Raw genomic sequence first — 24,903 nt, 5'->3', positions numbered from 1 at the left:
GTAAAAAAGCCCCGAACGCCAATCGGCCTTCGGGGCTTTTTCATGCATTTCACTGCGGCAGGCACGTCGTCACGTGCGGCATCACCTGTCGACAAGCCGCTTCGGCACCGACAGCGCAAGCAGTCCGCCGAGCACGAGGAACCCGGCGAGCATGTACATGCCTGCATCGTTGGCGCCCGTCGCCTGCTTGAGCCAGCCCATCATGTACGGGCTCAGGAAGCCCGCGAGGTTGCCGATCGAATTGATCATCGCGATGCCCGCTGCAGCGGCCGCACCGCCGAGGAACGCGGTCGGCAGGCTCCAGAACAGCGGCAGCGTCGTCAGGATGCCCATCGTCGCGAGCGTGAGGCCGAGCATCGCGAGCGCCGTCTGGTGCGCCCAGATCACCGACAGCACGAGCCCGAGCGCGCCGAACGCGGCTGGAATCGCAAGGTGCCAGCGTCGTTCGCGGCGCTTGTCCGCGCTGCGCGCGATCAGGATCATCGCGACCACCGCCGCCGCATACGGAACCGCCGACAGCAGGCCGATCATGAACGTGTCGGTCACGCCGGTCGCCTTGATGATGGTCGGCAGCCAGAAGCCGACGCCGTACAGCCCCATCACGAACGAGAAGTAGATGAGCGCCATCAGCCACACGCGCGGGCTCGCCATCACCGCGCCGAGCGGCAGGTCTTCCTTCGTTGCTTCTTCCGCGTCGACGTTGCGCGCGAGCAGCGCCTTTTCGTCGTCGGTGAGCCATTTGGCCTTCGCGATCCGGTCGTCGAGCGCGAAGAACACGAGCACGCCGGCCAGCACCGACGGGATCCCTTCGAGCAGGAACAGCCATTGCCAGCCGTGCCAGCCGCTCACGCCGTTGAACGCCTTCAGGATGAAGCCGGAGATCGGCCCGCCGATCACGCCGGACAAGGCGACTGCCGTCATGAAGAACGTCGTCATCCGGCCGCGCCGATGCGCGGGATACCAGTAGGTGAGGTACAGGATCACGCCGGGGAAGAAGCCGGCTTCGGCGACGCCGAGCAGGAAGCGCATCACGTAGAACATCGCGGGCGTCGTGACGAACATCGTCAGGATCGAGATCACGCCCCACGTCGCCATGATGCGCGCGATCCAGACGCGCGCGCCGACCTTGTGCAGGATGATGTTGCTCGGCACTTCGAACAGGAAGTAGCCGAAGAAGAAAATCCCGGCGCCCAACCCGTAGACCGTGTCGCTGAGATTCAGGTCGCTCGCCATCTGCAGCTTCGCGAAGCCGACGTTCACGCGGTCGAGATACGCGACCACGTAGCACAGCAGCAGGAGCGGCGTGAGCCGCCAGGACACCTTGCGGTAGGTTGCTTCCTCGAATGCGCCGGACGAGCCCGGCAGCGACTGCGTCGATGTTGCCATGTTGTCTCCAGTTCTTGTCGTTGTCCGGACCTGGCGCGTCGGCGCCCGATCCGGTGTCGTGCGAAGCAATGATGATGCTTGGATACGGCGCCGGCGGGCGATGCCGATGCGCGCAATTCACGGCGGCGCGGCTAGATGCAGCGCCCGCCGTCGACTTCGAGGCAGACGCCGGTGATGAACTCGGCTTCGTCGGATGCAAGGTACAGCGCCGCGTTCGCGATGTCCTGCGGCGTCGAAAAGCGGCCGAGCGGAATCGTCGCCAGGAACCGGCGGCGATTCTCCGGCGTGTCCTCGCAGCCCATGAACTCGGTCATCAGGCCCGTCTCGCCGAGCACCGGGTTGATGCAGTTCACGCGGATCCGGTCGGCGCCGAGCTCGGCCGCGAGCGACTTGCTCGCGGTGATCATCGCGCCCTTCGTGCTGTTGTACCAGACGAGGCCCGGGCGCGGCCGCACGCCGGCCGTCGACGCGACGTTCACGAACACGCCGCCGCCCTGGGTGCGGAAATATGGCACGAAGGTCTGCACGCTCCAGAACAGGCTCTTCATGTTGACGGCATACACGCGGTCGAACTCGGCTTCCGTCACGTCGAGCACCGGCTTGTTGCGGTGCGTGGTGCCGGCGTTGTTCACGACGATCTGCACCGAATGGAAATCGTCGAGCGCGGCTTGCAGCAGCGCGCGCCAGTCGGTGTCCTTCGACACGTCGCCCGCGACCGCGATCGCCTTGCCGCCCGCCAGCGCGATCTCGCTCGCGACGCGCTCGGCCGCCGCGCCGTTCAGGTCGTTGACGACGACGTTCGCGCCTTCTCGCGCATAGGTCTTCGCAATGCCCTCGCCGAAGCCCGAACCGCCGCCTGTGACGATGGCCGTCTTGCCGCTCAGCCGCATGATGTGTCTCCTATGTTGGAAGCGTGCGTGGTGTTTCGGTGCGCGGCCGGTCATCGCCGGCCGCGTTCGTCCGGTTCAGCCGTGCCGGATCGCGATCGTCTTCAGCGCGGTGAAGCCGTACAGCGCCTCGAAGCCTTTCTCGCGACCATGCCCCGAGTGGCCGACGCCGCCGAACGGCAGCTCGACGCCGCCGCCCGCGCCGTAGTTGTTGATGAACACCTGGCCCGCGCGCAGGCGGCGCGCGAGACGCAGCTGGCGTGCGCCGTCGCGGGTCCAGATGCCGGCGACGAGGCCGTACGGCGTGCCGTTCGCGAGCGCAACCGCTTCGTCTTCGTCGACGAAACGCATTGCGGCAAGCACCGGGCCGAACACTTCTTCCTGCGCGAGGCGGTGCGACGGCGGCACGTCGCGCAGCAGCGCGGGGGCCTGATAGAAGCCGCTTTCGGGCGCCTCGGCGACGACCTGGCCGTGCGCGGCCATCGGAATGCCGTCGTGCTGCGCGTCGGACAGGAAATCCCACACGCGCTGCTGCTGCTTCGCGTTGATCAGCGGGCCGCAGTCGAGATCCGCGCGGCTCGGGCCGACCCGCAGCCCGTTGAAGGCGGTGGCGAGCCGTTCGACGAGCGGCTCGTACACCGCGCGCTCGATCAGCACGCGGCTGCCGGCCGAGCAGGTCTGCCCGCCGTTCTGCACGATCGCCGACACGAGCACGGGCAGCGCCGCGTCGAGATCGGCGTCGGCGAATACGATTTGTGGCGACTTGCCGCCGAGCTCGAGCGTGACGGGGACATGATTCTCCGCCGCCATCTGCGTGACCAGCTTGCCGGTTGCGGGCGAGCCGGTGAACGAGATGTGGTCGATGCCGGGATGGCGCGCGAGTGCGGCGCCTGCTTCATGGCCGTAGCCGGTGACGACGTTCAGCGCACCGGACGGCAGCCCGGCTTCGGCGGCCAGCTCGGCCACGCGCAGCACGGACAGGCACGCATCCTCGGCCGGCTTCACGACGCATGCGTTGCCGGCCGCGAGCGCCGCGCCGACGCTGCGCCCGAAGATCTGCATCGGGTAGTTCCACGGCACGATGTGGCCGGTGACGCCGTGCGGCTCGCGCACCGTGAGCACCGTGTAGCCGGCCTGATAGGGGAGGGTCTCGCCGTGCAGCTTGTCGGCGGCGCCCGCGTAGAACTCGAAGTAGCGCGCGAGCGCGGCGGCGTCGGCACGTGCCTGCTTCAGCGGCTTGCCGGTGTCGCGCGCCTCGATCGCGGCGAGTTCCTCGATGTGGTCGGCGACGCGCGCGGACAGCCGCATCAGCACGCGGCCGCGCTCGGCGGCGCTCGCCGCGCCCCACGGGCCCGCGAACGCGTCGCGGGCCGCGGCGACGGCGCGCTCGATGTCGGGCGCGGTGCCGCGCGCGATCGTCGCAAACGGCTGACCGTCGGATGGGTCGACGACCGGAATCGTCTCCAGTTGCGCGGGCAACGTCCATTCGCCCGCGATGAAGTGCTTCGCCTCTTCCATGCCTGCTCCTGTCGACCCGGGTTGGCGCTTCGGCGCTTGCTCGGGTCCCATGCAAATCTGTTGGTGCTTCAGCGGTTACGCGGATCCCATGCAACGTCGCCCGCGGTTCGATGGCCGGACATCCGGAACGATTATCGCGCCGATCGTCATCCGGACGCCACCGGTCGATTGGCTATAATGGCGCATTCCCTGCGGGGACGCCCGCGGCGGTGCATCGGCTGCGGCGCCCTGTCCCGAATTCCCATCGACCAACAGAGAGCGCTATGAGCTTCAATCATGTTCCGGCCGGCAAGGACCTGCCGCACGATTTCAACGTGATCATCGAGATCCCCGCGCAAAGCGATCCGGTGAAGTACGAGGCGGACAAGGAGCTGGGTCTCCTCGTCGTCGACCGCTTCATCGGCACGGGCATGCGCTACCCGGTGAACTACGGCTACATCCCGCAGACGCTGTCGGGCGACGGCGATCCGGTCGACGTGCTGGTGATCACGCCGTTCCCGCTGCTGGCCGGCTCGATCGTGCGTTCGCGCGTGCTCGGCATGCTGCAGATGACCGACGAGTCGGGCGTCGACGCGAAGCTCGTCGCCGTGCCGCACGACAAGGTCTGCCCGATGACGGCGAACCTGAAGTCGATCGACGACGTGCCCGAGTACCTGAAGGACCAGATCAAGCACTTCTTCGAGCAATACAAGGCGCTCGAGAAGGGCAAGTGGGTGAAGGTCGAAGGTTGGGCCGGCATCGACGCCGCGCACAAGGAAATCGCCGACGGCGCCGCGAACTACAAGAAGTAAGCCGGCACGCCGGCCTCGCGGCCGGTTCGTTCGGAACGCAAACCGCGCGTGTCTCCTCAGGAGGCCGCGCGGTTTTGTTTTGTGCGCGCGGTGGCGCGTGCGAGGGTTTTCTTGCGGGCCGGCGCCGGCTGGGCGCCAGCACTCGCCGCGGCCTTCGCACGTTTCGCGCCCGTTGCGCTGCGCGCCGGGGCAACGGGGGCCGGGGCGGCCTCGATGACTTCGGCGGTTACTTTCCTTGCCGACGGACGGCCGCGCGCCGGGGCGGAAGCAGGGGCGGCGAGTCCGTTCGCAGCAGGCTTGCCGCCGGCTGCCGACGCTTTCCGCTTCGGCAATGCGTTCGTGGCCGGCTTGTTCAGTTTTGCCGGCGTGCCTCGCGAGGCGGTCTTTTTCCCTTCCGTGTCGTCGGCGGTCCCGGCACGTTTCCTGGAAACAGGCGAGGCTTTTGCCGACGTTGGCGCCGTTGCGGCGCGTCGGGTCTTCGCGGTTTTCGCGGACGCGGTCTTTTTTCCGGCAGTTCGGCTCTTCGCGGCCTTATCGCGAGCCTCTTCAGTTTCGGCCGGCTCGTTCGCAATGTCGGCGGGCTTCGCTTTCACCTTCTTCTTTTCGCGTGTGCCGTCCTGCGGCCCTGCGGCGTCGACGTTTCCGTCGATCGACATCCCTGCCGGCAACACCGATTCGAGCGTCCGGATCCCGGCCGCCAGCTCGCGTTTCTGCGCGGCCGTGAGCCGCTTCACCCAGTATTCGGCGCGCGACGCGATCGACCGGTCGGGCAGCGGGAACGATGCGAGCACGGCGCGCGGCTTGCGCGAGCGCGTATAGCGCGCACCCTTGCCGGACGCGTGCTCGTCGAAGCGCGCGGCGACGTCGGTCGTGATGCCCGTGTAGACGCTGTCGTCGGCGCACTCGATCAGATACAGAAACCAGGACATGGGAAGGCGGCGGGATGCGAAGCCGTCAGTGTCTCAGAAATGGCGGGCGTCAACGCCACCGATCGCCGTGACCGTCGCCGAAGCGGATGTGCCTGCCGGCCAATGCTACCCGGCACTCCGCCGGAACGGATCGTGTTCGCGCAGCTCGTCGACGTACGCGTGGATATGCTCGGTCTCGCGTTCGAGAAAGCGCGCGACCGCATCGGAGAACGCCGGATGCGCGAGCCAGTGCGCGGAATGCGTGACGGTCGGCAGGAAGCCGCGCGCGAGCTTGTGCTCGCCCTGTGCACCGCCCTCGAACGTGTCGAGCCCGGCCTCGATGCAGAACTCGAGCAACTGGTAATACGCCGTTTCGAAATGCAGGCACGGCACGTGTTCGAGCGCGCCCCAGTAGCGGCCGTACAGCGTGCCGCCGCTGCCGTTCGCGCCGCGCCGGTACACGGCGAGCGAGCTCGCGATCGGCTTCCCGTCGGCTTCGGCGATCACGAGCAGCAGGTTCTCCGGCATCGTCGCGCCGATCGCGCGAAAGAAGTCGAGGTTCAGGTACGGGCTCGAATAGTGCTCGCGGTAGGTCTGCCGGTAGCAGCGCGTGAAGAAGCGCCAGTCGGCGTCGGTGATCTGCTCGCCGGTAAGCCGCCGGAACGTGACACCGGCATCGCGCACCTTGCGCCGTTCCGCGCGGATGTTCTTGCGCTTCTTCTGCTCGAGCGTGCCGAGGAAGTCGTCGAAATCGCGATAGCCGTCGTTGAGCCAGTGGAACTGCACGCCTTCGCGCAGCATCATTCCCATCGACTCGAGCAGCCGCGCTTCGTCTCCGGTCGGGAACAGCACGTGCAGCGACGACACGTCGCTCTGCTCGGCGAACGCCAGCAGCGTGGCTGCGAGCTGGCGGCGTGCGTCGTCGTCGGCGGCGAGCAGGCGCGTGCCCTGCACGGGCGTGAACGGCACCGCGCACAGCAGCTTCGGGTAATAGGGCAGGTCGTTGCGCTGATATGCATCGGCCCACGCCCAGTCGAACACGTATTCGCCGTACGAATGCTGTTTCGCGTAGACGGGGGCAGCGGCCGCGAGCCGGCCCGTGCGCGCGTCGGTCAGCGTGACGAAGTGCGGCGACCAGCCGGTGTCGTCGACCGCGCAGCGCGCGACGTGCAGTGCGTCGAGGAATTCGTGGCGCAGGAACGGCGTCGGCTGCGCGTCGCGCTCGAGCAGCGCGTTCCATTCGTCGGCCGGCACCTCCGCGGGGGACGACAGGATGCCCGTGCGATAATCGATGCGTTCGTGTTTCAAGCGTGAATCCGTACTGTTGGATGCCGCCGGATGCGTGCCGCCGTGGCCCGCGTCCGGGACGATTTCGTCAGCCGTTCAGGGCGCGCCACCGGGCTGCGCCGATCCCGTCATGAAGACCCGACTCGCTCTCGCCCAGATCAACGTCACCGTCGGCGATTTCGCCGGCAACGTCGCGCGGATCATCGCCGCTGCCCGCGCCGCGCACAACGACGGTGCGCACCTGATGATCGCGCCCGAACTCGCGCTGTCCGGCTACCCGCCGGAAGACCTGCTGCTGCGGCCCGCGTTCTACACGGCGGCGGCTGCCGCGCTCGACACGCTCGCCGATGCGCTGCGCGCGTTCGACGGGCTCGCGGTGCTCGTCGGCCATCCGCTGCGGAGCGCGGGCGGCGATCCGCACGCGCCAGCCGTCGATGGTAATGCAAACCGCCCGATCGAGCGCGGCGTGCCGCCGACCGACACCTACAACGCGGTGTCGCTGATCGTCGGCGGCGAGATCGTCGGGACGTACCGCAAGCAGGATCTGCCGAACGCAGACGTGTTCGACGAGAAGCGCTACTTCGCGACGGACACCGAGCCGCTCGTGTTCGAGCTGGACGGCGTCAGATACGGCGTGATCATCTGCGAGGACGCCTGGCATGCGTCGGCCGCGCAGATCGCGAAGGCCGCCGGCGCGCAGGTGCTGCTGATCCCGAACGGCTCCCCGTACCACATGAACAAGGAAGCGCTGCGCATCGACATCCTGCGCGCGCGGATCCGCGAAACGGGGCTGCCGATGGTGTACGTGAACCTCGTCGGCGGCCAGGACGAGCTCGTGTTCGACGGCGGCTCGTTCGTGCTCGACGCGCAGGGCGCGCTCGTCGCGAAGATGCCGCAGTTCGACGAAGGGCACGCGATCGTCGAGTTCGACGGCGCGCGCCCGCTGCCCGGCGCGATCGCGCCCGAGTTGCCGGTCGACGCGCAGGTCTATCGCGCGCTCGTGACCGGCGTGCGCGACTACATCGGCAAGAACGGTTTTCCCGGCGTGCTGATCGGGCTGTCGGGCGGTGTCGATTCGGCGCTGGTGCTCGCGGTCGCCTGCGACGCGCTCGGGCCCGAGCGCGTGCGCGCGGTGATGATGCCGTCGCGCTACACGGCCGACATCTCGACCACCGACGCGGCGGAGATGGCGCGGCGCGTCGGCGTGCGCTACGACGAGATCGCGATCGCGCCAATGTTCGACGCGTTCCGTGCGGCGCTCGCGGGCGAGTTCGCGGGCCGCGCGGAGGACGCGACGGAAGAGAACATCCAGGCGCGCATCCGCGGCACGCTGCTGATGGCGCTGTCGAACAAGTTCGGCTCGATCGTGCTGACGACCGGCAACAAGAGCGAGATGGCGGTCGGCTATTGCACGCTGTACGGCGACATGGCCGGCGGCTTCGCGGTGATCAAGGACATCGCGAAAACGCTGGTCTACCGGCTGTGCCGCTATCGCAACGCAACGACGGACTACGGGCTGCGCGACGTGATTCCCGAGCGGATCCTGACGCGTGCGCCGTCGGCCGAGCTGCGCGAGAACCAGACGGACCAGGACAGCCTGCCGCCGTACGACGTGCTCGACGCGATCATGCGGATGTACATGGAGGAGGACCGGCCGCTCGCGGAGATCGTCGCGGCCGGCTATGCGGAGGCCGACGTCGCGCGCGTGACGCGGCTCATCAAGGTCAACGAATACAAGCGCCGCCAGGCGCCCATCGGCATTCGCGTCACGCATCGCGCATTCGGGCGCGACTGGCGCTATCCGATCACGTCACGCTTTACCGAACGTCTCGACTGAGCCGCGCTGGGCCGTACGCGGCCGGCCGGCTTACAATCGGGATCGCGATTCTGCATCCAAACGAGCATTGAGGGACAACCATCATGAAACGCATCACCGCCATCATCAAGCCGTTCAAGCTGGACGAAGTCCGCGAAGCGCTCGCCGAAGTGGGCCTCACCGGCCTGACCGTGACGGAAGTGAAGGGCTTCGGCCGCCAGAAAGGGCACACCGAACTGTATCGCGGCGCCGAATACGTGGTCGACTTCCTGCCGAAGATGAAGATCGAGGTGGTCGTCGCGGAAGCGCAGGTCGACCAGGTGATCGACGCGGTGATCGGCGCGGCGCGCACCGGCAAGATCGGCGACGGCAAGATCTTCGTGTCGGACGTCGAACGCGTGATCCGCATCCGCACCGGCGAAGAGAACGAAGCGGCGGTCTGAGCGCCGCTTCGGGCACGGTCGACCCAACGGTCGATCGGGCCGTGGATCGTACGATCCCGGCCCGCCAATAAAAAACGGTGCGGATACCCGGAAGGGTACCGCACCGATACGCGCCTCTCGCAGCAGCGTGGAAAGTGTTGTCGAATCGTTCTCTGGACGGCGCCTGATCAGAACAGGTGCTGGATGCCGGCGTAGACGCCGGTCTGGCTGCCGCCCGGATGCGGGTTGCCCGTCGAGACGTCGGTACCCGCGCCGTTTGCGTTCAGACCGAAGTTTGCGGTCTTGCTGTTGCGTACCGTCGCGACTTGCACGTCGAACAGCGTGCGCTTCGAGATGTTGTACGAGCCGCCGACCGTGTAGATGTTCGCGTTGCCGCCGCCGTGGTTGGCATTCACGTGGTACACGGCCGCGATCAGCGCTGCCGCTGGCGTTGCCTGCCACGTCACGCCGCCCCAGACTTGCTGGGTGCCGGTCACGCCATTGTTCGCGGGCGGGCCGCCGCTGCCGTCTGCATGCGATGCCTGGTAAGCTGCCTGCAGCTTGAACTGGCCGAGGAACACGTTCAAGCCGGCAAAGTATTCACGCGAGTAATTGAACACGTCCGAGAAGCGGCCGTTGCTATCGCGCGTTTCGTCATAGATGCCGCGCAACTGGAACAGCGAGTTCGTGTACGTGATCTGAGCGCCGGCTGCACGACCGGGTTGTTTCGGGTCGGTGTTGCCGTTGAAGCTGGTCGAGTTCGAGAACGCGAACTGGCCGTAGAAGTCGAGGCCGTAGAGCGACGGCGACTGGTACGACACGTTGTTGCTGGTCTTGTTCCAGTTGCGGCCGCGCACCAGCGATGCCGACGACCAGCTCGACTGGCCCAGCGGATCGAAGTCCCACACGCCGTTTGCGATCGCGAGTTCGCGACCCAGCAGCAGCGTACCGTAGCGGTCGTTCGAGATACCGACGGTCGCGAAACGATCCCAGATCGAGCCGGACGTGCCGAGACCGCCGTTCATCGTGTTGAACGCGCCTTCGAGGTGGAACAGGACCTTGTTGCCGCCGCCGATGTCCTCACTGCCCTTCAAGCCCCACAGGCTCGTGCCCCAGTCGCCGCTTTCTGCGCGAACGCGATGGCCATCCTGCAGCCCGTTCATGTACTCGAGGCCGGCATCCAGGCGACCATACAGCGTGACGCTGCTCTGCGCGTGCGCCGTAACCACCCCAGCAGCCATCAGCGCGGCCGCGACCAAAGCTTTCTTCATCATCTCCTCCATACCCTGTCAAAAAGTCAACCCAGACTGCACGAGATGCCCGGAGCAGCGAACGCCGGGCAAAAGCGAAAAGCGGGATAACCAGGGAGACCTCGTGCAGAGCCGGTAAGCGCGGCACGCGGGCAAGCGGACGGAAAACCGTTGAGCGGTCCCGCGCGGCCGGGTCGGCTTGCGGGGTCTCCTTGTTGTGTCGTGAAGCTAAACTACATTTCACGAACTTCGTTTTGCTACTTTGGTTACTAATTTAGCAAAAATACAATTTTGTGGCGATGGAAATCGTTGTTTGACTAACAGCTGTCGCCAATTTGCCATGCAACACCGTGCGCGATGAGTGCACAAAGGGGCGTCGATTCCCGGAAAACCCTTGTCACACAAGGGAGACACGGATTCGATACGCATGGGTCAAGGATTGCCACTATTGACGCCATCGGGGCGCGAGCGTAGGCGCCGCAGAGACGAAATTGGTAAGTATTTCGTAATGATTTGGCGGGGGTCAGCCGTTGCCGGGCGAGGCTCGAAACGCTTGTCCGGCAACGGCTGACCGCCGCCCGCCGCGGAAGCGCGCCAGGCTCAAGCGGATGCCGCCCGGGCGTCGAGCAACTGCGCGCGAAGCCATCGGTGCGCGTCGGTGCGCGCGTGCTTCGCGTGCGAGTAGATTTTCACCGTGTAGCGCGGGATCTCGAACGGCGCGGGGAAGATGCGGATCGGCGCCGCGTGGCGCAGCGCCTGCGCGGCACGGTTCGGCACTGTCATCAGGAGTGCCGATTCCGCGATCACGAACGGCGCGGCCAGCACGCTGGGCAACTGCACGGCGACCTGCCGCGCGAGGCCGAGCCGGTCGAGCACGTAGTCGACGACGCCGCGCGACTCGTTCCAAGGCGTGACGACCACGTGGCGTGCCTCGAGGTACTGGTCGAGCGTCAGCCGCCGGCGGATGTCCGGATGCGTGGCGCTCGCGATCACCACGTAGTCGTCCGAGAACCAGTCGAAATCCTCGATGCCCGGCGCGTCGGCGGCCGACTCCTCGTGATAGCCGAGCGCGAAGTCGATGCGTCCGGCCGCGAGTTCGTCGGTCGAAATCTTGCGATCGGAGTGGACGACGCGGATCCGCAGCCGCGGCGCGACCTGCTCGATGCGCGCGAGCAACGCCGGCAGCACGGCGAATGCCGTGTAGTCGCTCGCGGCGAACACGAACGTGCGGTCGCTTTGCGCGGGATCGAACCGGCGCGCGCGGGCGAGCCCCTTCGACATCGTGTCGAGCGCATCGCCGGCCCAGGTGGCGATGTCGTCGGCGCGCACGGTCGGCTGCATCTCGTTGCCGAGCCGCACGAACAGCGCATCGCCGATCGCGTCCCGCAGCCGGGCGAGCGCGTGGCTCAGCGCGGACGGGCTCATCGCCAGTTCGTGCGCGGCCGCGGCGACCGACCTGTGGCGGTACAACGCGTCGAACGCGAGCAGCAGGTTCAGGTCGAGACGGCGCAGGTCGGGATGCATCATGTTCATGTCCGGATGAAGAAACTGCACTTCCTGCAGTTGAACCGCGAACGTAGCATGTCGATCTGTCCGGTGCCAGGCGCGCTTGCGCGGGCGCCGCATTCCGTTTTCAGTCCGGGCCGAAGGAGGGCTCCTCACCGTGCAAATCGACATTCGTTCTGCCACCGTCGCCGACGTGCCGCAAATCCTGCGCTTCATCACCGAGCTGGCCATCTACGAGAAGGCGGAGCATGAAGTGGTCGCGACACCTGCGTCGCTCGAGCGCAGCCTGTTCGGCGAAGGAACGCCGGCGCGCGCGCTGATCTGCGAGGTCGACGGCGAGCCGGCCGGCTTCGCCGTGTATTTCTCGTCGTACTCGACGTGGCTCGGCCGCCAGGGCTTGTATCTCGAGGATCTGTACGTATCGCCGCGCTTTCGCGGCGCGGGTGCCGGGCTGCGGCTGCTGAAGGCGCTCGCGCGCATCGCCGTGGACACCGGCTGCGGGCGCTTCGAATGGAGCGTGCTCGACTGGAACGAGCCGGCGATCCGCTTCTACGAAAGCGTCGGCGCGGCGCCGCAAAGCGAATGGGTGCGCTACCGGCTCGCGGGCGATGCGCTGCGCGCGTTCGCCGACGGCGTACCGGTGGACGCCGTGTAAACGCAAAACGGGCGCCGCATGGCGCCCGTCCGCGTGTCGTCGCGCGTCGCGCGCGTTACTTGAGGCTGCCCGACAGGAACCCGCGCAGGCGTTCGCTCTTCGGGTTGGCGAACACCTCGGACGGCACGCCTTCCTCCTCGACGCGCCCCTGGTGCAGGAACATCACGTGATTCGACACGTTGCGCGCGAAGCCCATCTCGTGCGTGACGACGATCATCGTACGGCCTTCCTCGGCCAGCTTCTGCATCACCTTCAGCACTTCACCGACCAGTTCCGGGTCGAGCGCCGACGTGGGCTCGTCGAACAGCATGACGTCCGGATGCATCGCCAGCGCGCGCGCGATCGCGACACGCTGCTGCTGCCCGCCCGACAGATGCGACGGATACTGCTTCTCGACGCGCGGCGCGAGGCCGACCTTTTCGAGATACTCGCGCGCACGGTCTTCGGCTTCCTTCTTCGAGATGCCGAGCACGTTGACGGGCGCTTCCATCACGTTCTCGATCACGTTCATGTGCGACCAGAGATTGAAATGCTGGAACACCATCGACAGCTTGGTGCGCACGCGTTGCAGCTGCTTCGAATCGGCCGCGCGCAGCGCGCCCGTCTTGTCCGGCGTGGTGCGCACTTCCTCGCCGTCGACGATGATGCGGCCCGCGTTCGGCTGCTCGAGGAAGTTGATACAGCGCAGCATCGTGCTCTTGCCTGAACCGGACGAGCCGATCACGCTGATCACGTCGCCCGAGTTCGCCTTCAGCGACACGCCCTTGAGCACCTCGTTGTCGCCGTACCGCTTGTGCAGATCGTCGACGAAAAGCTTTTGAGTCTGGGAATTCATCAATAGTCCTGCGAAAACTTACTTGCCTTGCGGGCGCAGATACGCGAGCCAGCGACGCTCGGCCTGGCGGAACAGCCACACGAGCGTGAACGAGATCGCGAGATAGAGCAGGGCGGCGATCCCGAATGCGTGGAACGACATGTAGGTCGCCGAGTTTACGTCGCGCGCGATCTTCAGGATGTCCGGCACGGTCGCGGTGAACGCGACGGTGGTCGCGTGCAGCATCAGGATCACTTCGTTGCTGTAGAGCGGCAGCGCGCGGCGCAGCGCCGACGGCAGGATCACGCGGCGATACATCGTGAAGGTGGACATCCCGTATGCGCGCGCGGCCTCGATCTCGCCGTACGACGTCGCTTTGATTGCGCCCGCGAAGATCTCGGTGGTGTACGCGCAGGTGTTCAGCGTGAACGCGAGCAGCGTGCAGTGCATCCCGTCGCGGAAGAACGCGTCGAGCAGCGGCGTGCCGCGCACGACCTGCAGGCTGTAGAGGCCGGTGTAACAGAGCAGCAGCTGCACGTAGAGCGGCGTGCCGCGGAACACGTACGTGTAAAGCCACACGGCGCTCGACAGCCACTTCCTTTTCGACACGCGGGCCACCGCGAGCGGCACCGACAGGCAGAAGCCGAGGCCGATCGACACGACCAGCAGCCACAGCGTGATCGCGACGCCGGTGATCCGGAAGCCGTCGGTGTAGAGGTAGTTGCGCCAGTATTCTTGGATGAGTTCGATCATAGGTCAGCCTTGCGGACACCGGTCGAGTAGCGCTTTTCGAGCCAAATCAGCACGAAGTTCGAGATCGTCGTGATGGCGAGGTAGACCGCACCGGCGATCAGCGTGAAGAAGAAGAACCGCAGCGTGCCCTTGCCGGCGTCCTGCGACGCCTTCACGACGTCCGCGAGGCCGATGATCGACACCAGTGCGGTCGACTTCACGAGCACCTGCCAGTTGTTGCCGATGCCCGGCAGCGCGAAGCGCATCATCTGCGGGAACATGATCCGCGTGAACACCTGCCAGTTGGTCATCCCGTACGCGCTGCCGGCCTCGAGCTGGCCGCGCGGCACCGACAGGAATGCGCCGCGGAAGGTCTCGGTGAAGTACGCGCCGTAGATGAAGCCGAGCACGAGCACGCCGGCGAGGAACGGATCGATGTCGATCTGGTCCCAGCCGAGTGCGTCGGTCGCCATGTTCAGCCAGATCTGCAGGCTGTAGAACAGCAGCAGCATCAGCACGAGGTCCGGCACGCCGCGGATCAACGTGGTGTAGACGGTGCCGACGCCGTTCGTGAAGCGGTTGCGCGACAGCTTCGCGCCCGCGCCGAGCAGGCCAAGCAGGAACGACAGCGCGAGCGAAAGCACCGCCAGTTTGACGGTTTGCCAGGTGCCTGCGAGGATCAGCGGGCCGTAGCCTTGTAGAAACATATGTGGTCCCTGGTGTGGTCCCGGACGGCGCACGCGGTGCGCCGCGAAAGACGCGCCCGCCAAGCTGCGCGGAACGCCCCGTGCGTATCATGACCGTCCGCCCCGGCAACGGTGCCGGGCCAGCCCGTCGCGGGGAGCGGCGGGCGAGGGGCGGGCGGCGCGTGGTGGACTGCCTGTACTGCCGGACGCGGGGCGCCCCCGCATCCGCTTCCCGTCATTGTCTGCGCTCAGCGAGCCGAGTAGACGCTGAACGAGAAATACTTGTGCGACAGCCGGTCGTACGTGCCGTCCTTGTGCATGTCGGCCAGCGCCTTGTTGATCTTGAGCTTCAGGTCCGTGTCTTCCTTGCGCAGGCCGATCGCGGTGCCGTCGCCGATCGTCTTCGGATCCTTCACTTCCGGACCGGCGAACGCGAAGCCCTTGCCGCGCGGCGTGCGCAGGAAGCCGTAGTCGGCCTGCAGTTCATCCTGCAGCGTCGCGTCGAGGCGGCCCGAGCCGAGATCGGCATAGACCTGGTCCTGGTTCTGGTAAGGAATGATCGTGACGCCTTGCGGTTCCCAGTACGCCTTCGCGTAGGATTCCTGCGTCGAACCCTGCTCGACGCCGACGCGCTTGCCCTTGAGCGACGCAACCGTCGGCAGCAGCGGCGAGCCGGCCTTCGCGATCATCCGCGCGGGCGCGTCGTACACCTTGTCGGAGAAGTCGATCTGCTCGCGACGCTTGTCCGTGACGGTCAGCGACGACACGATGACGTCGTACTTCTTCGCCTTCAGCGCGGGAATGATCCCGTCGAGATCCTGCGCGACCCACACGCACTTTACGTTGATGCGCTTGCAGATTTCCTTGGTGAGATCGACGTCGAAACCGACGATCTCGCCGCTCGGCGCGGTCGACTCGAACGGCGGGTAGCTGGCATCGACACCGATCCGCACGGTCTTCCATTCTTTCGCGAAGGCGCTGCCCGCCACGAGGGCGAGGGCGGCGCACAGGGCGGCCTTCTTCATTTCCATCCTTTTGTCGCTCACTTCCGGTGGGCGCTCGCGGCCGGTCGGGCCGGGCGCCGCGGCGTATTCTAGACGGCCAAAATTCGTGTTTCGGCGCGCGGGCAACGGCGCTCGCCGGACGGGCGAACGCCAAAAGGGCGGTATTTTACCCGAACGCGATACCCGGAAAACGGCAATCCGGCGCGACCGATGGATTCTTCGATCCGGGCGTTGCGGCAATCGTGGTATTCACAACGAGCATTGCGCCGATTGGACTCGTGGGTGCAACGATGCGGTGCGCGGGCGGCGGATTGTGGCGCGCTTGGCGCGCCCCTACAGTGCAGGTAAACCCGAAGAAAGAATGTCTGCCTGCCGGAGTGCCCGCCCCATGTTCCAGATCCTTCGCGCCGCCGACCGCTGCCACACGCGCCAAGGCTGGCTCGAGTCGAGTCACAGCTTTCCGCTTGTCGGCGACGCCGAGGCCGCCCATCCGCCGTTCGGCGCGCTGCGCGTGCTGAGCGAGGACCGGATCGCGCCGACGCGCGGCTTCGGGATGCAGCCGCGCCGCGACCTCGAAATCGTCACTTACGTGCTGGACGGCGCGCTCGCGCATCGCGACAGCCTTGGCAACGGCGCCATCGTGCGAGCCGGCGGCATCCAGCGGATGAGTGCCGGCACGGGGCTCATGCACAGCGAAACCAATGCGTCGCGCGACCGGGTGCTGCATCTGCTGCAGATCTGGCTGCAGCCGGCCGAGCGCGGCGGGCGGCCCGGTTACGCGGAGCGGCATTTCGCCGACGACGAGAAGCGCGGCCGCCTGCGGCTCGTCGCGTCGCCGGACGGCGGCGACGGCGCGCTGTCGATCGGTGCGGATGCGCGGATCTTCGCGGGGCTGATCGACGGCGACGAGGAGGCGGTATTCGGTGTGCCGGCCGGACGTGGCACTTATGTGCACGTGGCGCGTGGCGACGTGGAGGTCAACGGCCACGCGCTGGCCGCGGGCGACGGCGCGCGGATCGCCGGGGTGGAAGCGATCGCGTTCGCACGCGGCCGGGCGGCCGAGGTGCTGCTATTCGACGTCGCCTGAAGCGAAACAGGGGGCGCGGGCCGAGTACCCGCGTCCCCTGCGAAGCCGCCCGGGGAGGCGGCCCGCCGGCTTACTGCGCCGGCGCCGACGCGGCCTTGGCCGCGCGGTGCTCCTGCCAGCGTTCCTTCATCTTCTCGTGACGCTGTTCCATCCGCGCGAACTGCTGCTTCAGCGCGGTGCTGACCGTCGTCTTCTGCTGGTCGTTCAGTCCGTTGTAGAACGCGAGCCAGGCGGCCGAGCTTTGCTCGCGCAGCTGCGCATTCTGCTGCTCGGCCTGCTGCCGGGCGGCGTGCATCGCGTTCAGGTCGAGGATCGGCTGATTCTGCTGCGCCTTGAACTGCTCGCGCATCTGCTCTTGGCTCTTGCGCATCGCTTCATGGTTCTGCTTCATCGTGTTGACGGCCGTCTGCCATTGCTGCTCCTGCGATGCGTTGAGTTTCAGCTGATCGTGCAGCTTCATGATCACGCCGAACGGGCCGCCGTCATGGCCGCCGTGCATCTGGTGCATGCCGGGGCCGCCCGGCGGCGGCATGTCGTTGGGCTGCGCGGCATGCGCGGTGCCGAATGCGAGAGCGAGCACGGTGGCGGCCGCGATGGCCACGCGGGAAGTCTTCTTATACATTTCAGAAACTCCTGTATCCAAAGGGTCCGGCGATGCGGTGCGCGGGTGACCCGTGTGCCGCATCCGGTAAGACGCAGGTTAGCGGTGCGTGCCCCGGCGGGTGTTACGCGGGGTGGCTGCCGGGTTACGGTGCATTACAGTTCCCTTGCGCCGTAACCCGCAGTAACCCTTTCGTTCCTTTGTTTCGTTCTTCGACTCCGCACTCGCGCGGTAAACTTCGAGCCATGACTACCCAGATCCTCATCGTCGACGACGACCAAGAACTCCGTGACCTGCTGCGCGACTATCTCGTGCGCCAAGGGATGGAAGTGTCCGTGCTGCACGACGCGGCGACGCTCGAGAAGCGTCTCGAGCGCGAGCGGCCCGACCTGATCGTGCTGGACCTGATGATGCCGGGCGTCGACGGCCTGACCGCGCTGCGCCAGCTGCGCGCGGCCGGCGACGACATCCCCGTGATCATGCTGACGGCGCGCGCGGACGACGTCGACCGCATCGTCGGGCTCGAACTCGGCGCGGACGACTACCTCGGCAAGCCGTTCAACCCGCGCGAGCTGCTCGCGCGTGTGCAAGCCGTGCTGCGCCGCCGCCGGGCGACGCCGTCGGCGGCGGCGCCCGAGCAGCGCGAGCCGTTCGCGTTCGGCCGTTTCGTGCTCGACTTCCAGGCGCGCACGCTGGCGGTCGACGGCAAGCCGGCAACGCTGTCGAGCAGCGAATTCGCGCTGCTGAAGATCTTCGTGAACCACGCGCTGCGCACGCTCACGCGCGAGCGGTTGCTCGAGCTGCTGCACGGGCCCGAGTACGACGGCACCGACCGCGGCATCGACGTCCAGGTGTGGCGCCTGCGCCGCATCCTGGAAACGGATCCGTCGACGCCGCGCTTCATCCAGACGGTCCGCGGGCGCGGCTACGTGTTCGTGCCCGACGGCGAGGCCCATGCGCAAACCCATTGATTCACTGTTCGGACGGCTGGCGCTGCTGGTCGTCGGCGTGCTGCTCCTGTCGCACTTCGCGTGGTTCTTCGCGATGCGCCTCGAGCGCAGCCAGATGCAGACGCGTTACGCGGTCGAGGAGGCTGCCTTCCTCGTCGATGCCGTGCGCCAGCACGTCGAGCGCACGCCCGACCAGCCGCTGCCGTCGCGGGTGCGGCTGGTGTCGCCGGACAGTCCGGACGTGCCGACGAGCGCAGGCTCGAATCTGCCGGCGCCGCTCAAGCGATTTCGCGACGACGTGAGCGAGCGCATGCCGGCCGGCACCCTGGTCGAGATCGGCGCGCCGGGCCACCCGCCGGTGTTGTGGGTCAAGGAGCCGACCGACCGCAACTGGATCGTGGTGCCGGTGCAGCCGCTGCGCCCGCCGCGCTCGCTCGACCGGATGCTGCTGTGGCTCGGCACGATCTTCTCGGCAGGCGTGATCGCCGCGCTGTTCGCGGCCTGGCAGCTGCAGCAGCCGCTGCGTTCGCTGGCGCGCGCGGTCGCGCGCTTCGGCCGCGGCCAGCCGGTGCCGCCGCTGCGCGAGCGCGGCCCGCGCGAGCTGCGTCAGCTCACGCATGGCTTCAATCAGATGGTGGAACAGGTGTCGCAGGCCGAGAGCGATCGCGCGGTGATGCTGGCTGGCGTCGCGCACGACCTGCGCACGCCGCTCGCGCGGATGCGCCTGCGCGCGGAAATGATGGACGACGCGCGGCTGCGCGACGGCGTGGTGCGCGATGTCGACTCGATGTCGCACATCGTCGACCAGTTCCTCGTGTTCGCGCACGGCGGGGCGGACCGCAGCGAGCCCGTGCCGGTCGACCAGACCTGCGAGCGGATCGCGCGCAGCTATCGCGCGGTCGCACCGAACGCGCCGGCGGTCCAGACGCATCTGGCCGCCGACGAAGGTTTCCGCCTGCCGACCGCGACGCTCGACCGGATCTTGTCGAACCTGCTGGACAATGCGCATGCGTACGGCGCGCCACCCGTGCTCATCGAGACGTTGCGTACGCCGACGGGTTACGTGTTGTCGGTCAGCGACAGCGGCGGCGGGATCGCGCCGCGCGACCTGGCGGCCGCGACAAGGCCGTTCGTGCGGCTCGACCCTGCGCGCGGCGGCAATGGCCACAGCGGGCTCGGGCTTGCTATCGTCGAGCGGCTGGTGCTGAGGCTGGGCGGGGCGTGCGAGATCGGCAATCGTCCCGAGGGCGGCCTGCGCGTGGCGATGACGTTCCCGTTCGACGTGGTGCCGAAGGACGAACTGCACGCCCAGGCCGCGTAAGCGGCGGATGCGGCGCCTGCCGGGCAGGCGCCGCGCGGCATCATTCGCCGAACAGCGTGCCGAGCGTCTCGGCGGCGTTGCTGTCGATGGTGTTGTAGGTCACGCTCGTGGCCTCGAAGATATAGACGGTCGTATAGCGGCCAAGGCGCTCCAGAATCTCGTCCTGCAGCGATTCCGGCACGACGTTCATGTTCAGGTACCATGCCGTCGACGACAGCCGCGTCTGGAACGACCCATATTCCTGCATCAGCTCGTAGAACGCATCGGCATCCTGATCGCGGCAGACGATCACCAAGTTTCCTGCCATTCCCTTCCTCCCGCTGGTCGGTCGATCCCTGGCGGCAGTGGTCGACACCGACGCCAGGGGCTAGCCCCGATCATACCTGCTTCGCCGCAATCGTCCGATGACGTCCGGCATGGTTTGCGTCCGCATGCGGCTGGCGGGTTCCCGGCCGGCCCGGATCACGGCATAATTCGGGGCCTGCGTGCCGGCCGGAGGACTGCGGCCGGGCTGCTCCGCATCGCACGCCTGCCGTTCACCCGCGTGCCGGGCACGATCCGTGCGCCGTCCGCGCGTCGCATGGCACCGCGCCGGCCCCGGACGGTTGAACCTGAAATACAGGTTGGTGTAGTGTCGTGCCGTCGCGGCCTGACTCGCCGCGCCGGGGGCGCAGCTTGCACGCACGGCGCCTCGCGCCGGCGTCAGATCGTGAATCAATCGAATTACCGCGTCGAATTACCGCGCCCGTGCGCTTTGCCATGAATCAACATCGTCTGCCGGCTTCGTTCGGCCTTACCGGGGAGGGCGCCTGATGGACGTCGGATTCTTCAATCCGAACCGGACCGCCAACGCGTCCGCGTGGCGCGTTCTGCCGAACCGGTGGGACTTCATCGCGTTCCCGCTGATCATCTGCCTGATCGCGATGGCGGTCGTCGGTTTTCATGAAACGATGGCGCCGATCGGGACCCTTCAAACCCAGAAGATCTCGCTCGATTCGTCGAACCTGCCCGAATACGCGTTGCGCACCACGCTGCGGATGCTCGCCGCGATGGTCGCGTCGCTCGCGTTCACGCTGGTCTACGGCACGCTCGCCGCGAAAAGCCGCCGCGCCGGCATGGTGCTGATCCCGATCCTCGACATCCTGCAGTCGGTGCCGGTGCTCGGCTTCATCTCGTTTACGGTCACGTTCTTCCTCGCGTTGTTCCCGAGCCGCGTGCTCGGCGCCGAACTGGCCGCGATCTTCGCGATCTTCACGAGCCAGGCGTGGAACATGACGTTCAGCTTCTACCAGTCGCTGCGCACGGTGCCGCGCGATCTGGACGAAGTGTCGCGCGGCTTCCACCTGACGTCGTGGCAGCGCTTCTGGAAGCTCGAGGTGCCGTTCTCGATGCCGGGGCTGATCTGGAACATGATGATGTCGATGTCGGGCGGCTGGTTCTTCGTCGTCGCATCGGAGGCCATCACCGTCGGCAACCAGACCATCACGCTGCCCGGGATCGGCGCGTATCTCGCGCAGGCGATCTCGGACAAGAACCTCGGCGCGATCGGCTGGGTGATCCTGACGATGACGGTGGTGATCCTGGCCTATGACCAGTTCCTGTTCCGCCCGCTGATTGCGTGGGCCGACAAGTTCCGGATGGAGAACACCGCGTCGGGCGACGCGCCGCAATCCTGGCTGCTCGACCTCGTGCGCCGTACGCGCCTGATCCATCAACTGCTCGTGCCGGCCGGCTGGTTCTTCGCGAAGGCCGCGCGGATTCCGCTGCGTCTGCCGGTGTCGGGCGCGATGCGCTTCACGCTGCCCAAGGTCGAGAAGAAGGCGTCGCGCACGGTCGACATCGCGTGGGCGGTGCTCGTGCTGCTCGGCACGGCCTATATCGTGTGGCGTGTCGTCAGCTTCGTGTCGACCGGCGTGACGATGGCCGAAGTCGGCCACGTGATCGTGCTCGGGCTCATCACGCTGCTGCGCGTGGTCGTGCTGATCTCGATCGCGTCCGTGATCTGGGTGCCTGTCGGCGTGTGGGTCGGGCTGCGCCCGAAACTCGCCGAGAAGCTGCAGCCGCTCGCGCAGTTCCTCGCCGCGTTCCCGGCAAACCTGCTGTTCCCGGTGTTCGTGATCGTGATCGCGCGCTTCCACCTGAACGCCGACATCTGGCTGTCGCCGCTGATCGTGCTCGGCACGCAGTGGTATATCCTGTTCAACGTGATCGCGGGCGCGACGTCCTATCCGAACGACTATCGCGAAGCCGCGACGAACTTCCGGATCCGCGGCTGGCAGTGGTGGCGTCAGGCGATCCTGCCCGGCATCTTCCCGTACTACGTGACCGGCGCGATCACCGCATCGGGCGGCGCGTGGAACGCGAGCATCGTATCGGAAGCGGTGCAGTGGGGCACGACCCGGATCGAGGCGCACGGCCTCGGCGCCTATATCGCGCAGACCACCGCCGCCGGCGACTTTCCGAAGATCATCCTGGGCATCGCCGTGATGTCCCTGTTCGTTACCCTGTTCAACCGCCTGCTGTGGCGCCCGCTGTATGCCTTCGCCGAAGCGAAGCTGCGGCTCGACTGAGACCGATTGAGAGCGAAACGCGATGCACAATCCGAATGCTGTAAACGCCCCCGTCCAGACGTCCCAGCCGCCGCGACTCGGTGAGGAAATCCTGCGCGTCGATCACGTCTGCCGCGGCTTCAACAAGACGCAGGGCGAACTGCTCGTGCTCGACGACGCGAACCTGTCGCTGCGCGAAGGCGAGATCGTCGGGCTGCTCGGCCGTTCGGGCTCGGGCAAGTCGACGCTGCTGCGGATCATCGCGGGGCTGATCGAGCCGACCGGCGGTGAAGTGACCTACCTCGGCAAGCCGCTGACCGGCCCGGCCGAAGGCGTCGCGATGGTGTTCCAGACCTTCGCGCTGTTCCCGTGGCTGACCGTGCTGCAGAACGTGGAGGCCGGGCTGGAAGCGCTTGGCGTCGGCGCACGCGAGCGGCGCGAGCGCGCGCTCGCCGCGATCGACCTGATCGGTCTCGACGGCTTCGAGAACGCGTATCCGCGCGAGCTGTCGGGCGGCATGCGTCAGCGCGTGGGCTTCGCGCGCGCGCTCGTCGTCGACCCGACGATCCTGCTGATGGACGAGCCGTTCTCGGCGCTCGACGTGCTGACGGCCGAAACGCTGCGCACCGACCTGCTCGATCTGTGGACGCAAGGCCGCATGCCGATCAAGTCGGTGCTGATCGTCACGCACAACATCGAGGAAGCGGTGTTCATGTGCGACCGCATTCTGGTGCTGTCGTCGAACCCGGGCCGCGTGATCGCCGAGATCAAGGTGCCGTTCAAGCATCCGCGCAACCGCCTCGACCCGGCCTTCCGCAAGCTCGTCGACGACATCTACGCGAAGATGACCGCACGCCAGACCGGCGAGGCGACGAAGAAGGGGCTCGAGCTCGGCAGCTGGCTGCCGCAGGTGTCGACCAACCTGATGGCCGGCCTGATCGAGACGCTCGCGATGGCGCCGTACCACGGCCGCGCCGACATGCCGGAAATCGCACGCACGCTGCATCTGGAGGTCGACGACCTGTTCCCGATCGCCGAAGTGCTGCAATACCTCGGCTTCGCCGACGTGCGCGAAGGGGACGTGTTCCTGACGCCGCCGGGGCGCGTGTTCGCGGAATTCGGCACGCAGGAGCGCAAGCTGATGTTCGCGGATCATCTGCTGAAGCACGTGCCGCTCGCCGCGCGGATCAAGAAGGTGTTGAACGAGCGCCCCGGCCATCGCGCGCCGCGCGTGCGCTTCGAGCAGGAGCTGGAAGATTTTCTGTCGGACGGCGCGGCCGAGGAAACGCTCGATGCGGTGATCGACTGGGGCCGTTACGGCGAGATCTTCTCGTACAACGACCAGACCGAAATCTTCAGTCTCGAGGACGTCGAGTCCTGAGCCATCGCGCCGGGCCGCAGGGCCCGGCATTCGCATGCGCCGCGCGTGTCGGGCGCCGCGCATCGCCTCGTTACTGCAGGTTGCCCCAGCGGTCGACGGCCGGTTCGGCCGACGCCCACTTCCAGTGCGTGCCTTGCTGGCACGCATTCGCGAAATACCAGTCGGCCTTGTCGCCGTCCTTCACCGAGAACGCGAATTCCTTGCACAGCGCGAGCGCCGTCGAGTACGCACGCGTGACGCGCACCTCGCCTTCGCCGTTTTCGAGCGGCAGCGTGTTCTTCACCTTCCACGGCTTCACTTCGCCGACGGCCAGGCTGCCCGCCGCTTTCGCGATCGCGTCCTGCTGATTCTGATGAAGCTGCTTCATCGTGCGGTTGACGGCCTCGTCGGTCGCCGCCTGCACGGCGATCCCGACACCGACGCCCACGGCCGGGTTCGCGGTGACGAGGCCCGTCGCCGCGCCGGCGAGCGCGCCGCTCGCCGCGCCGACCGAGCCGCAGCCCGACAGCGCGGCGCTGGCCGCGCACAGCGCGCCGATCGCCGCGATACGGATCGCGATGGTCATTGCAGCGCGCCCCAGCGTTCGGTCGCGGGTTCCGCCGACGCCCATTTCCACACGGGGCCGTCGCGGCAGATCGTGGCCACGTAGAACGCCGATTCGGCGGCCTTGTCGGCCTTCGCGGGCGTGTCGACCGCGAACACGATTTCCTTGCAGTCGAGCGGGCCGATGCTGATCATCCGGCTGACCGTCACGCGGCCCTGCTCGTCGTCCTCGATCGGGAACGAGTGGTGGGTCGTCCACGGAGCGACGCCGCCGACGTCGAGCGGGCCGGCCGCTTTCGCGATCTGCTCCTGGGTGTAGCGGTGCGCGACGCGCTGCGTGTACTGGACGCCCGCTCGCGCGCCGGCGACGGCGCCGAGGCCGATGCCCGTCGCGACGGCGGCGTTGTTGGTGACCTTGGAGGCAATCGCGGCGCCCGCGATACCGGCGCTGGCGGTCGCGCCTTCGCTGTACAGCGAGTTGCAGCCGGACAGCAGTGCGGCCGTGGCGATCGCGGCCAGCACGATGCGCGCCGGCATGGCCCGACGCGGCGGTTCGAAACGAATGTTCATCCCTGAGTGCAAGTCCTGTCTGGGTGAGCGGCGACGCATGCGCGCCCCCATGCCGTGTCATTGTTTCGCAATTGTCATAGGAAAACTGCAAAGCTTTGACAAATCGGTGGGCGAAGCGCTTTCCAATGGAACAGGAGCCTGGACGAGGGTCTGCACTGGCTCTTGCGTAGCGCTTTCGGCGCGTTTCCAATGCAAAAGAGCCTGTTGTTGGCCCGACACGCGCGAGTTGACCGACACCG

25 protein-coding genes are annotated in these 24,903 nt (G+C 67.1%); 9 read left to right on the top strand and 16 right to left on the bottom strand.

Features of this window, described 5'->3' with window-relative positions:
* Positions 1-81: 81 nt before the first annotated feature.
* The 3 genes from HWX22_RS23380 to HWX22_RS23370 form a co-directional block, all read right to left on the bottom strand.
* Positions 82-1,386, bottom strand: a complete 1,305-nt coding sequence (locus tag HWX22_RS23380) for an MFS transporter (protein ID WP_059820267.1) — start codon at positions 1,384-1,386, stop codon at positions 82-84.
* 131 nt (positions 1,387-1,517) lie between these two features.
* Positions 1,518-2,276 (bottom strand): SDR family oxidoreductase, encoded by a 759-nt coding sequence (locus HWX22_RS23375; protein WP_059527501.1) that lies wholly within the window; start codon positions 2,274-2,276, stop codon positions 1,518-1,520.
* Between the two features lie 75 nt (positions 2,277-2,351).
* Positions 2,352-3,791 carry an aldehyde dehydrogenase family protein gene (locus HWX22_RS23370; protein ID WP_175907965.1) on the bottom strand — a complete coding sequence of 480 codons (1,440 nt, stop codon included), beginning with the start codon at positions 3,789-3,791 and terminating at the stop codon, positions 2,352-2,354.
* A gap of 263 nt (positions 3,792-4,054) precedes the next feature.
* On the opposite strand from HWX22_RS23370, the gene ppa reads away from it, so the two are divergent.
* Complete coding sequence (ppa, locus tag HWX22_RS23365) at positions 4,055-4,582, top strand: inorganic diphosphatase (RefSeq protein WP_011885693.1); 528 nt, start codon at positions 4,055-4,057, stop codon at positions 4,580-4,582.
* A gap of 56 nt (positions 4,583-4,638) precedes the next feature.
* Here the strand turns inward: ppa and HWX22_RS23360 are convergent, their stop codons facing one another.
* Positions 4,639-5,511 (bottom strand): GIY-YIG nuclease family protein, encoded by an 873-nt coding sequence (locus tag HWX22_RS23360; RefSeq protein ID WP_175907964.1) that lies wholly within the window; start codon positions 5,509-5,511, stop codon positions 4,639-4,641.
* 105 nt (positions 5,512-5,616) lie between these two features.
* A complete protein-coding gene (locus HWX22_RS23355; RefSeq protein ID WP_059820271.1) occupies positions 5,617-6,798 on the bottom strand; it encodes a GNAT family N-acetyltransferase in 1,182 nt (393 codons plus the stop codon).
* Positions 6,799-6,907: 109 nt separating this feature from the next.
* Between HWX22_RS23355 and HWX22_RS23350 the strand changes: the two genes are divergently transcribed.
* Positions 6,908-8,614, top strand: a complete 1,707-nt coding sequence (locus tag HWX22_RS23350; protein WP_175907961.1) for an NAD+ synthase — start codon at positions 6,908-6,910, stop codon at positions 8,612-8,614.
* An 83-nt stretch (positions 8,615-8,697) separates the two neighbouring features.
* On the top strand, positions 8,698-9,036 hold the full coding sequence (locus HWX22_RS23345) for a P-II family nitrogen regulator (RefSeq protein ID WP_006398637.1): 339 nt from the start codon (positions 8,698-8,700) through the stop codon (positions 9,034-9,036).
* A 167-nt stretch (positions 9,037-9,203) separates the two neighbouring features.
* On the opposite strand, the gene HWX22_RS23340 is transcribed toward HWX22_RS23345, so the two are convergent.
* Together HWX22_RS23340 and HWX22_RS23335 are read right to left on the bottom strand one after the other, a co-directional pair.
* Entirely contained in the window at positions 9,204-10,289 is a 1,086-nt protein-coding gene (locus HWX22_RS23340; protein WP_175907958.1) for a porin, read from the bottom strand.
* Between the two features lie 576 nt (positions 10,290-10,865).
* Complete coding sequence (locus tag HWX22_RS23335) at positions 10,866-11,792, bottom strand: LysR family transcriptional regulator (protein ID WP_175916486.1); 927 nt, start codon at positions 11,790-11,792, stop codon at positions 10,866-10,868.
* Positions 11,793-11,928: 136 nt separating this feature from the next.
* Between HWX22_RS23335 and HWX22_RS23330 the strand changes: the two genes are divergently transcribed.
* Positions 11,929-12,426 (top strand): GNAT family N-acetyltransferase, encoded by a 498-nt coding sequence (locus HWX22_RS23330; RefSeq protein ID WP_175907954.1) that lies wholly within the window; start codon positions 11,929-11,931, stop codon positions 12,424-12,426.
* 55 nt (positions 12,427-12,481) lie between these two features.
* Here the strand turns inward: HWX22_RS23330 and HWX22_RS23325 are convergent, their stop codons facing one another.
* From HWX22_RS23325 to HWX22_RS23310, 4 genes are all read right to left on the bottom strand, one after another.
* Entirely contained in the window at positions 12,482-13,261 is a 780-nt protein-coding gene (locus tag HWX22_RS23325) for an ABC transporter ATP-binding protein (protein ID WP_175916485.1), read from the bottom strand.
* Positions 13,262-13,279: 18 nt separating this feature from the next.
* Positions 13,280-13,993 carry an ABC transporter permease gene (locus HWX22_RS23320; RefSeq protein ID WP_059820273.1) on the bottom strand — a complete coding sequence of 238 codons (714 nt, stop codon included), beginning with the start codon at positions 13,991-13,993 and terminating at the stop codon, positions 13,280-13,282.
* Complete coding sequence (hisQ, locus tag HWX22_RS23315; RefSeq protein WP_059527478.1) at positions 13,990-14,679, bottom strand: histidine ABC transporter permease HisQ; 690 nt, start codon at positions 14,677-14,679, stop codon at positions 13,990-13,992. The genes HWX22_RS23320 and hisQ overlap by 4 nt, the downstream gene beginning before the upstream one ends.
* 227 nt (positions 14,680-14,906) lie before the next feature.
* A complete protein-coding gene (locus tag HWX22_RS23310) occupies positions 14,907-15,683 on the bottom strand; it encodes an ABC transporter substrate-binding protein (protein WP_059451025.1) in 777 nt (258 codons plus the stop codon).
* Positions 15,684-16,050: 367 nt separating this feature from the next.
* On the opposite strand from HWX22_RS23310, the gene HWX22_RS23305 reads away from it, so the two are divergent.
* The gene (locus tag HWX22_RS23305) at positions 16,051-16,749 is read left to right on the top strand and encodes a pirin family protein (protein WP_175916484.1); all 699 of its coding nucleotides are present in this window, start codon (positions 16,051-16,053) and stop codon (positions 16,747-16,749) included.
* Between the two features lie 70 nt (positions 16,750-16,819).
* Here the strand turns inward: HWX22_RS23305 and HWX22_RS23300 are convergent, their stop codons facing one another.
* Positions 16,820-17,371 (bottom strand): periplasmic heavy metal sensor, encoded by a 552-nt coding sequence (locus tag HWX22_RS23300; protein ID WP_175916483.1) that lies wholly within the window; start codon positions 17,369-17,371, stop codon positions 16,820-16,822.
* A gap of 224 nt (positions 17,372-17,595) precedes the next feature.
* Between HWX22_RS23300 and HWX22_RS23295 the strand changes: the two genes are divergently transcribed.
* Together HWX22_RS23295 and HWX22_RS23290 are read left to right on the top strand one after the other, a co-directional pair.
* Positions 17,596-18,321: a response regulator gene (locus HWX22_RS23295; protein WP_059527468.1), complete on the top strand. Its 726-nt coding sequence runs from the start codon at positions 17,596-17,598 to the stop codon at positions 18,319-18,321.
* The gene (locus HWX22_RS23290) at positions 18,305-19,621 is read left to right on the top strand and encodes an ATP-binding protein (protein ID WP_059527465.1); all 1,317 of its coding nucleotides are present in this window, start codon (positions 18,305-18,307) and stop codon (positions 19,619-19,621) included. Before HWX22_RS23295 ends, HWX22_RS23290 begins: the two co-directional genes overlap by 17 nt.
* A gap of 40 nt (positions 19,622-19,661) precedes the next feature.
* On the opposite strand, the gene HWX22_RS23285 is transcribed toward HWX22_RS23290, so the two are convergent.
* Positions 19,662-19,928 (bottom strand): hypothetical protein, encoded by a 267-nt coding sequence (locus tag HWX22_RS23285; RefSeq protein ID WP_006398649.1) that lies wholly within the window; start codon positions 19,926-19,928, stop codon positions 19,662-19,664.
* 505 nt (positions 19,929-20,433) lie between these two features.
* On the opposite strand from HWX22_RS23285, the gene HWX22_RS23280 reads away from it, so the two are divergent.
* The gene (locus tag HWX22_RS23280; protein WP_175907952.1) at positions 20,434-22,191 is read left to right on the top strand and encodes an ABC transporter permease subunit; all 1,758 of its coding nucleotides are present in this window, start codon (positions 20,434-20,436) and stop codon (positions 22,189-22,191) included.
* 22 nt (positions 22,192-22,213) lie between these two features.
* On the top strand, positions 22,214-23,551 hold the full coding sequence (locus tag HWX22_RS23275) for a nitrate/sulfonate/bicarbonate ABC transporter ATP-binding protein (protein WP_059468207.1): 1,338 nt from the start codon (positions 22,214-22,216) through the stop codon (positions 23,549-23,551).
* 70 nt (positions 23,552-23,621) lie between these two features.
* Here the strand turns inward: HWX22_RS23275 and HWX22_RS23270 are convergent, their stop codons facing one another.
* From HWX22_RS23270 to HWX22_RS31800, 3 genes are all read right to left on the bottom strand, one after another.
* Positions 23,622-24,116 carry a hypothetical protein gene (locus tag HWX22_RS23270; RefSeq protein WP_175907950.1) on the bottom strand — a complete coding sequence of 165 codons (495 nt, stop codon included), beginning with the start codon at positions 24,114-24,116 and terminating at the stop codon, positions 23,622-23,624.
* Positions 24,113-24,664 (bottom strand): hypothetical protein, encoded by a 552-nt coding sequence (locus HWX22_RS23265; RefSeq protein ID WP_059820279.1) that lies wholly within the window; start codon positions 24,662-24,664, stop codon positions 24,113-24,115. The genes HWX22_RS23270 and HWX22_RS23265 overlap by 4 nt, the downstream gene beginning before the upstream one ends.
* A gap of 57 nt (positions 24,665-24,721) precedes the next feature.
* A partial coding sequence (locus tag HWX22_RS31800) for a hypothetical protein (RefSeq protein WP_208456486.1) occupies positions 24,722-24,903 on the bottom strand: 182 nt, incomplete at its 5' end.

Source organism: Burkholderia sp. BCC1638 (assembly GCF_902833195.1).
Taxonomy (GTDB): domain Bacteria; phylum Pseudomonadota; class Gammaproteobacteria; order Burkholderiales; family Burkholderiaceae; genus Burkholderia; species Burkholderia diffusa.
This window is presented reverse-complemented; position numbering and strand designations above follow the sequence as displayed.